This window comes from Lactobacillus sp. UMNPBX12 (genome assembly GCF_002553955.1).
In the GTDB taxonomy this organism is placed as follows: Bacteria; Bacillota; Bacilli; order Lactobacillales; family Lactobacillaceae; genus Lactobacillus; species Lactobacillus crispatus.
Window position 1 is genome coordinate 1 of sequence record NZ_PCYY01000041.1, and the last position, 6,537, is coordinate 6,537.

The following is a 6,537-nucleotide window of genomic DNA, read 5'->3' on the forward strand; positions in this document are numbered from 1 at the left end:
AATAAAAAAGTCAATCAACGAGAGAGATTATTTACACAAACTTCTTGACAGTCTCTTACATTTATCATACACAAGATATTGTATTTAATAAAATGTGTTTTTAATTCAATTTCTCTTGCTACTAATATTTTTATTAAGTAAACAGTCGTTGATATATCAATGCTTATAAATGCAGGCAAAAAGTCAAGGGTTGAATTTTATTTTTTTAGCCAGTAGTATATTATCTTGCATTAGTTAATAAGTGATACAAGATATTGTGCTTATTAAAATAAAAATATATTTTAAATTTTATTTTTATTAATGTTATTTTTAGTGAGGAGAATTCGATGACAAAGAAAGGCTTAACAAAATATTTATCAATTGGTGCAGTAACTACTGCAGCATTATTTTTAGCAGCTTGTTCAAATCAAAAGAGCACTACATCTGCTAAAAATAGTAAGACAGAAATTACTATGTGGCACGCAATGAATGGTGCACAACAAAAAACTTTGAAACAATTGACTAATAAATTTGAAAAAGAAAATCCTAACATCAAAGTTAAGCTAGAAAATCAAGGTAATTACCCTCAGTTACAAGGGAAAATTACTTCTACTCAACAAAATCCTAATAACTTACCAACAATGACTCAAGCTTATCCTGGTTGGCTTTATCAAGCTGCGCAAAATAAGATGTTGGTCAATTTGACTCCATACATTAATAATTCAACTTATGGCTGGGGCTCAGTAGCCAAATCTAATATTCGTCCTGAATTAATGAAGGGTGCGCAAATTAATGGCGTTCAATATGGTATTCCCTTCAACAAATCTATTGAAGTCTTGACTTATAACAAGACCTTACTTAAGAAATATGGTTTAAAGGTACCTAAAACAATGGCAGAACTTAAGTCTGTTTCTAAAGCAATTTATGAAAAGTCCAACCATAAAATTGTTGGTGCTGGTTTTGATAACTTAGCCAACTACTATGTTCTAGGTCTCAAGAATGAAGGACAAACTTTTGGTCGTTCAATCAAGTTAGATTCGGCTGCCTCTAAGAAAATTATTAACTTCTACGCAGATGGCGTACGCAATGGCTACTTTAGAACTGCTGGTAGTGAACGTTACCTCTCCGGTCCTTTTGCTAATGAAAAAGTCGCAATGTACATCGGTACTTCAGCTGGTGAAAGCTACACTAAGATGGGTGTAGGCAACAAGTTTACGTACGGCGTTGCTCCTCGTCCCGGTGAATACACTATTTCTCAAGGGACTGATCTTTATGTCTTTAACCATGCTTCAAAAGCACAAAAAAATGCTGCCATGAAATATATGAAGTTTTTGACTAGCAAATCTAGCCAATTAACTTGGGCTAATGAGACTGGCTATATTCCTGTTAACGATAATGTCTTAAATAGTAAGGAATACTTAGACAGCAAGATGAAATTGCCAAGTGTCTTAAAGGATTCAATGAAGCATCTCTACAGTGTTCCTGTAGCTAAGAATTCTGACTCTGCTTATAATGGTATGAATCAAATTATGGAAAATATTTTAATTGCTGCAAATAAGCATCAAAATGTTAATGCTCAAATTAAGGCTGGTCAACAAAAATTAGATAGCGCTTGGCGTCAATAATGATATTAAAAAAGCATCCCCCTTCTCTATTTGGATTAGGGATGCTTTTTTGCATTTGCAAGAGTTGAATTTAATTTAAGCACTCACATAGAGTGCGACCGCAATATTTAGTACTAGGATAAAATCCAATCCTAAATATTTGGCTTCATCAACTATTATACTATGTCAAAAATATATAAAGAAGAGTTAACACATAAAATACAAAACAAAATCAGTGCGAAACTCCCACATTTTTATGTTCACATAGGGTTCGCACTGATTTTTTTCTTAACTCAAATCTTTCTTAGTAACTGCCAAATGTGCCTTATCATTGATAAAGACCCAGATTGGCAAATCTATTCCTGTTGAATCAGTCAAATTATTTACAATTTCACTGATAAAAAGCTGGACCATTTTCTTAGGCGGTTCAGTAAAGTCTCTTCTTTGCGGCGTGTACCATAAACCTGTGATTGGCTTTTTAGTTTGTCGATCGAAAATACAATTCAGGGTTTCATCATATTGATCAAATGAGGCCTTGTAGACTATATGTAATGGATGATGTGCCAAGTTCTCGACTAACTGATAACGCATATCGTCCGCAATTCTTCCTTTACTAATCATCATTAAACTGGTAACTGGACCATTTTCTTTTTCAAATTTTTGCAACTTGCCTTGTTTGACTAGCTTCTTTTCAACTGAAATAAAACTATCAGAATCAACTAACATCGTTTTTCCTTCTCTCTACTATCTATTATAAGCAAGCTGTCAATTACTTTACATAATTTTGCTTATTATGCAAAAAAAGAAGCCATGACCTGAAAATCATGACTTCTCGCGAATTCCTCGTCCGTAAATCGAAATCTTCACGAACATTTTTACCTTAACACAATTAATTACACTAGTCTAATTAATTTTAATTACTAAAGCTTCATATGGCTTCAATGAGATATTCTCTTCTAGTTTGCCATCTTGTGCAGAATAATTGCTCAATACGAGTTGATAATTCTTATTTTGATATTGTTCAGGCAATGGTGCTACATGATCAGTACCATAGAAATTAGTGAAAACTAATATTTTTTTAGCTTCATCCTTCAAAAAACGTTCATAGGCAAAAATTTGTGGATCATCTTTTAAAAACATTCTAATATGGCCATCAGAAATCAGTTGTTCGTGCTTACGCAACTTGATCAATTTTTGATAGTAAGCAAAAATTTCACCCTCGTGTAATTCTTTTTCAACATTAATTCTATCTTGATCTGTTGGTAAAAGCCATGGCTTTGATTCACTAAAGCCAGCAAATTTACTATCATCCCAGTGCATCGGCACACGAGAGTTATCTCGTGCTTTAGTTTTTACTATTGCAAATGCTTCATCATCGCTTATTCCCTTTTGTTTCAATGCCGCAAAAGCATTTTTAGCTTCAACATCTACATAATCATGAATTGAAGAATAATGTGGATCCATCATTCCTATTTCTTCGCCCATATAAATGTAAGGAGTTCCGCGCATACAATGTGTCGCAGTAGCAAGCATTTCGGCAGATTTCTCTCGATATTTACCAGTATCACCAAAACGGTTAAGGGCCCACGGCTGGTCATGATTGTTCCAGAACAAAGCATTCCAACCGCCACCTTGATCCATTTTTTCTTGCCATTCAGTAAATAAGTGCTTTAATTTCATGAAATCAAACGGCTCTTTAGTCCACTTTTCACCGTTTTTATAATCGACTTTTAAATGATGGAAAGTAAAAACCATGGACAATTCATGCTCACTCGGCTTAGAGTACTCAATCGAATTAGCAATAGTAGTTGAAGACATTTCACCCACCGTAATTGAGTCAGGATCTTGACCAAAAGTAGCGCGATTCATTTCTTTCAAATATTGATGCACTACTGCTGTATCAGTATAAAGACTCTTTTCCTGACTTGGATCACCAGTTGAATCAACTAACTTTTCATCCTTACCGGTCACGTTAATTACGTCAAAACGGAAACCATGTACTCCCTTTGAACGCCAGAAGTTAATTACTTTGAACAATTCTTGACGAACTTCTGGGTTATGCCAATCGAGATCTGCTTGAGTTGGATCATATAAATGTAGGTAATAATAATGCGTATCACCAAATTTTGCCCAAGCTGGTCCACCAAACTTACTTTGCCAATTATTAGGCAAGGAGCCGTCAGGCTTAGCTTTCCTTAAGTAAAAGAATTTGCGGTACTTTTCGTCTCCTGCCAAAGCTTTTTTAAACCATATATTTTCGGTTGAACAATGGTTTAGCACCATATCCAACATGACGCCAACGCCTATTTCTTTTAGCTTTTTAGTTAATTCCTCAAAGTCAGACATTGTGCCACTAGTTGCTCAACAAATTGCCTCAACTGGTCAAAGCTCATTAAACGCAATTATCTGCGCAACAATGGTTTCCCAAGGTGCAGCTGTTCTTGCAGTCGCAATCAAATCAAAGAAAGCAGACATGAAAGAGCTAGGAATTGCAGCAGCTATTTCAGCCTTCTGCGGTGTTACTGAACCCGCTATTTATGGTATTAACTTAAGATATAAGAAGGTCTTTGCTTCAGGTTGTATTGGCTCAGCCTTCGGTGGCCTAGTTACTGGTTTAATGCATGGTACTATGTATGGCTTTACCGGTGGTCTAATTGGCTTCTCAAGCTTTTTCAACCCGGCCCATCCTACTCAACTAAATAGTTTCTATGACTTTCCTAATTGCCAGTGCTGTTTCAATTATAGTTTCATTTATTGCAGTTTGGGTATGGGGATATAATGACAACATGACTATGGGTAAAAAAGTAGCCAAGAAGCAACGCCCAGGTTCAGCTAAATAAAAATTTAGAGCAAAATAAAGCGATGAATCACCCACAAAGGTAAATTCATCGTTTTTTGTCTTATTTAAGCAGCATCAGCAATCCGTTGTGCCTCAATTAATTCAGCTTTTCTGATATCACGAGGCAAGAACTGCCGAATATCTTCTTCATTATAGCCCACCTGCATCCGATGGTCGTCTGCAATAATAGGTCTCTTTAATAATCCTGGATTCTGAGTAATTAAATCAACCATTTTAGACAATGACAAGTCTTCATTCAACTTATTCTTTAATTGTTTGAAAGACTGTGAACGAGTAGATAAAATATCCTCAGTTCCATTTTCAGTTAAAGACAACAGATGAAGGACATCTTCTTTAGATAATTCCTTAAAGACGTTCTTTTCCTTGAAAGAAAGATGATATTTGTTAAGCCATGCTCTCGCCTTACGTGAAGATGCACTACTTGTTGACATATAAAGAGTAATCATACAATACGCCTCTTTCTAAAAAAACTCGTTAACTTCTCGTACATTAGTTCTATTGTATAACTTACTTTTTGATAGTGCAAGCTATTTTTACAAAAAATTGTAGAAAATAGTATACTTACCTTACTGAAAGAAGGAATTTGATGAATTTTAAAACACCAATTGCCGAACAAATGAGGCCGCAAACACTGGCGGATATGGTAGGCCAAAGTGAATTGCTGGGACCAGGAAAGGCTTTAAGAAATATTATCAAGCAGCATGTTAATATTTCTTTACTTCTCTGGGGGCCTCCTGGTACCGGAAAGACAAGCTTAGCTCAAATTATTGCTAAAGAGAATGATTATCCCTTTGCTTCCTTTAATGCTTCAATTGATAATAAAGCACAGTTGAACAACATTATTAATGCTTATAAGTATCAGACCTTCGTTCTTTTAATTGATGAAATCCACCGTATGACCAAAAATCTACAAGATTTTTTATTACCTTATTTAGAAAATGGTCACGTTTTACTTGTTGGCTCTACCACTGAAAATCCAATTATGTCGATTGTGCCAGCTGTGCGGTCACGTTGTCAAATCTTTGAGTTCAATCCTCTAACAGAAGACGATATTGCAGCTGTTTTGAACAAAGCATGTACTAAGGTCCTTAAATTAGTAGATCACCAAGTTGAAAAAAATTCGTTAAATTTGATAGCAGCCGCAGCTGATGGCGACCTACGAATTGCTTTAAACATTTTAGAGACTGTTCATGCACTTAATCCTAAAAAGATCACCTTAGCAAATGTTAAATCGTTTACTAAGCAGCAATTCTTTAGCTATGATAAGAAAGCCACTAAACATTACGATTATTTAGCTGCATATTCTGACTCTATGGCTGGCTCTGACACAGATGCTGCACTTTATTATCTTGCTATTTTGCTAAAAAATGGAGATTTAGCTTCGGTTGTACGGCGTCTGCGTGAGATTCCATATACTTATATTGGCTTAGCTAATCCGCAACAAGTAACTCAAATTGTTACTGCAGCTAATCAAGCTGAAAAGATAGGAATGCCTAAAGCTAAATATCCACTAATGTTTGCAACAATGTTAATGTGTATTTCGCCAAAATCAGGAGCATTTGAGGAAATTTGGAAAAGACTTGATCAAGATAGTGATCATCCCAATCGGTATCCCATGCCTAATAGTTTGCGTGACTTTCATTATAAACACGCTAAAGAAATCACGGGAGCTGGCCTAGCTGAGTCACCTTTTCAAGCTCCGCATCAAATCGCCAAGCAAAATTATATGCCCAAGGGACTCAAAGGCAAACAATATTATTTTCCAAAAGACAATCAAAATGAACGCAGATTATATGAGCAATACCTAAAATTACATCGTTATATTTACGGCGAAGATTATCAAAAATAAAGGACAGCAATGCAATTGAGCATCCCTGTCCTTTTTGGTTAGATTATAAATGAAGAAAATTGGTTTATTAATTGCTTCTACGAGAGAAGATTCTCGTCCAGCCACCTATATGGTAGTTCTATTTAAGTTATTTGTTAAATGCTAATCGAAAAAACTTTACCTACTTTTTACGTATTTTATTACCAATAATAACAAAACATACTAATCTAGTGTTGGATGATTACTCGACGGAGTAGTCGTTCAAC

4 protein-coding genes and 2 pseudogenes are annotated in these 6,537 nt (G+C 35.2%); 3 read left to right on the forward strand and 3 right to left on the reverse strand.

What is annotated here, in order from left to right; all coding sequences use genetic code 11:
- The first annotated feature begins 326 nt into the window (after positions 1-326).
- Positions 327-1,604: an extracellular solute-binding protein gene (locus CP363_RS10160; protein ID WP_089147358.1), complete on the forward strand. Its 1,278-nt coding sequence runs from the start codon at positions 327-329 to the stop codon at positions 1,602-1,604.
- Between the two features lie 267 nt (positions 1,605-1,871).
- Here CP363_RS10160 and CP363_RS10165 read toward each other — a convergent pair whose 3' ends face one another.
- Both CP363_RS10165 and CP363_RS10170 read right to left on the reverse strand, forming a co-directional pair.
- The gene (locus tag CP363_RS10165) at positions 1,872-2,309 is read right to left on the reverse strand and encodes a hypothetical protein (protein ID WP_023488760.1); all 438 of its coding nucleotides are present in this window, start codon (positions 2,307-2,309) and stop codon (positions 1,872-1,874) included.
- Between the two features lie 177 nt (positions 2,310-2,486).
- A pseudogene (locus CP363_RS10170) lies at positions 2,487-3,935 on the reverse strand (alpha-amylase family glycosyl hydrolase); the annotation flags it as partial.
- Here CP363_RS10170 and CP363_RS10175 point away from each other — a divergent pair.
- Positions 3,865-4,423 (forward strand): annotated as a pseudogene (locus tag CP363_RS10175) (PTS transporter subunit EIIC). The pseudogenes CP363_RS10170 and CP363_RS10175 sit on opposite strands and share 71 nt — an antisense overlap.
- Positions 4,424-4,487: 64 nt before the next feature.
- Here the strand turns inward: CP363_RS10175 and spx are convergent.
- Entirely contained in the window at positions 4,488-4,889 is a 402-nt protein-coding gene (gene spx / locus CP363_RS10180; RefSeq protein WP_054832959.1) for a transcriptional regulator Spx, read from the reverse strand.
- A 140-nt stretch (positions 4,890-5,029) separates the two neighbouring features.
- Between spx and CP363_RS10185 the strand changes: the two genes are divergently transcribed.
- A complete protein-coding gene (locus tag CP363_RS10185) occupies positions 5,030-6,292 on the forward strand; it encodes a replication-associated recombination protein A (protein ID WP_098036208.1) in 1,263 nt (420 codons plus the stop codon).
- Positions 6,293-6,537: the final 245 nt, after the last annotated feature.

Coding starts and splice junctions, on each gene's coding strand:
- spx (WP_054832959.1), bottom strand. CDS start 4,889: ATGATTACTCTTTATATGTCAACAAGTAGTGCATCTTCACGTAAGGCG.
- CP363_RS10165 (WP_023488760.1), bottom strand. CDS start 2,309: ATGTTAGTTGATTCTGATAGTTTTATTTCAGTTGAAAAGAAGCTAGTC.
- CP363_RS10160 (WP_089147358.1), top strand. CDS start 327: ATGACAAAGAAAGGCTTAACAAAATATTTATCAATTGGTGCAGTAACT.
- CP363_RS10185 (WP_098036208.1), top strand. CDS start 5,030: ATGAATTTTAAAACACCAATTGCCGAACAAATGAGGCCGCAAACACTG.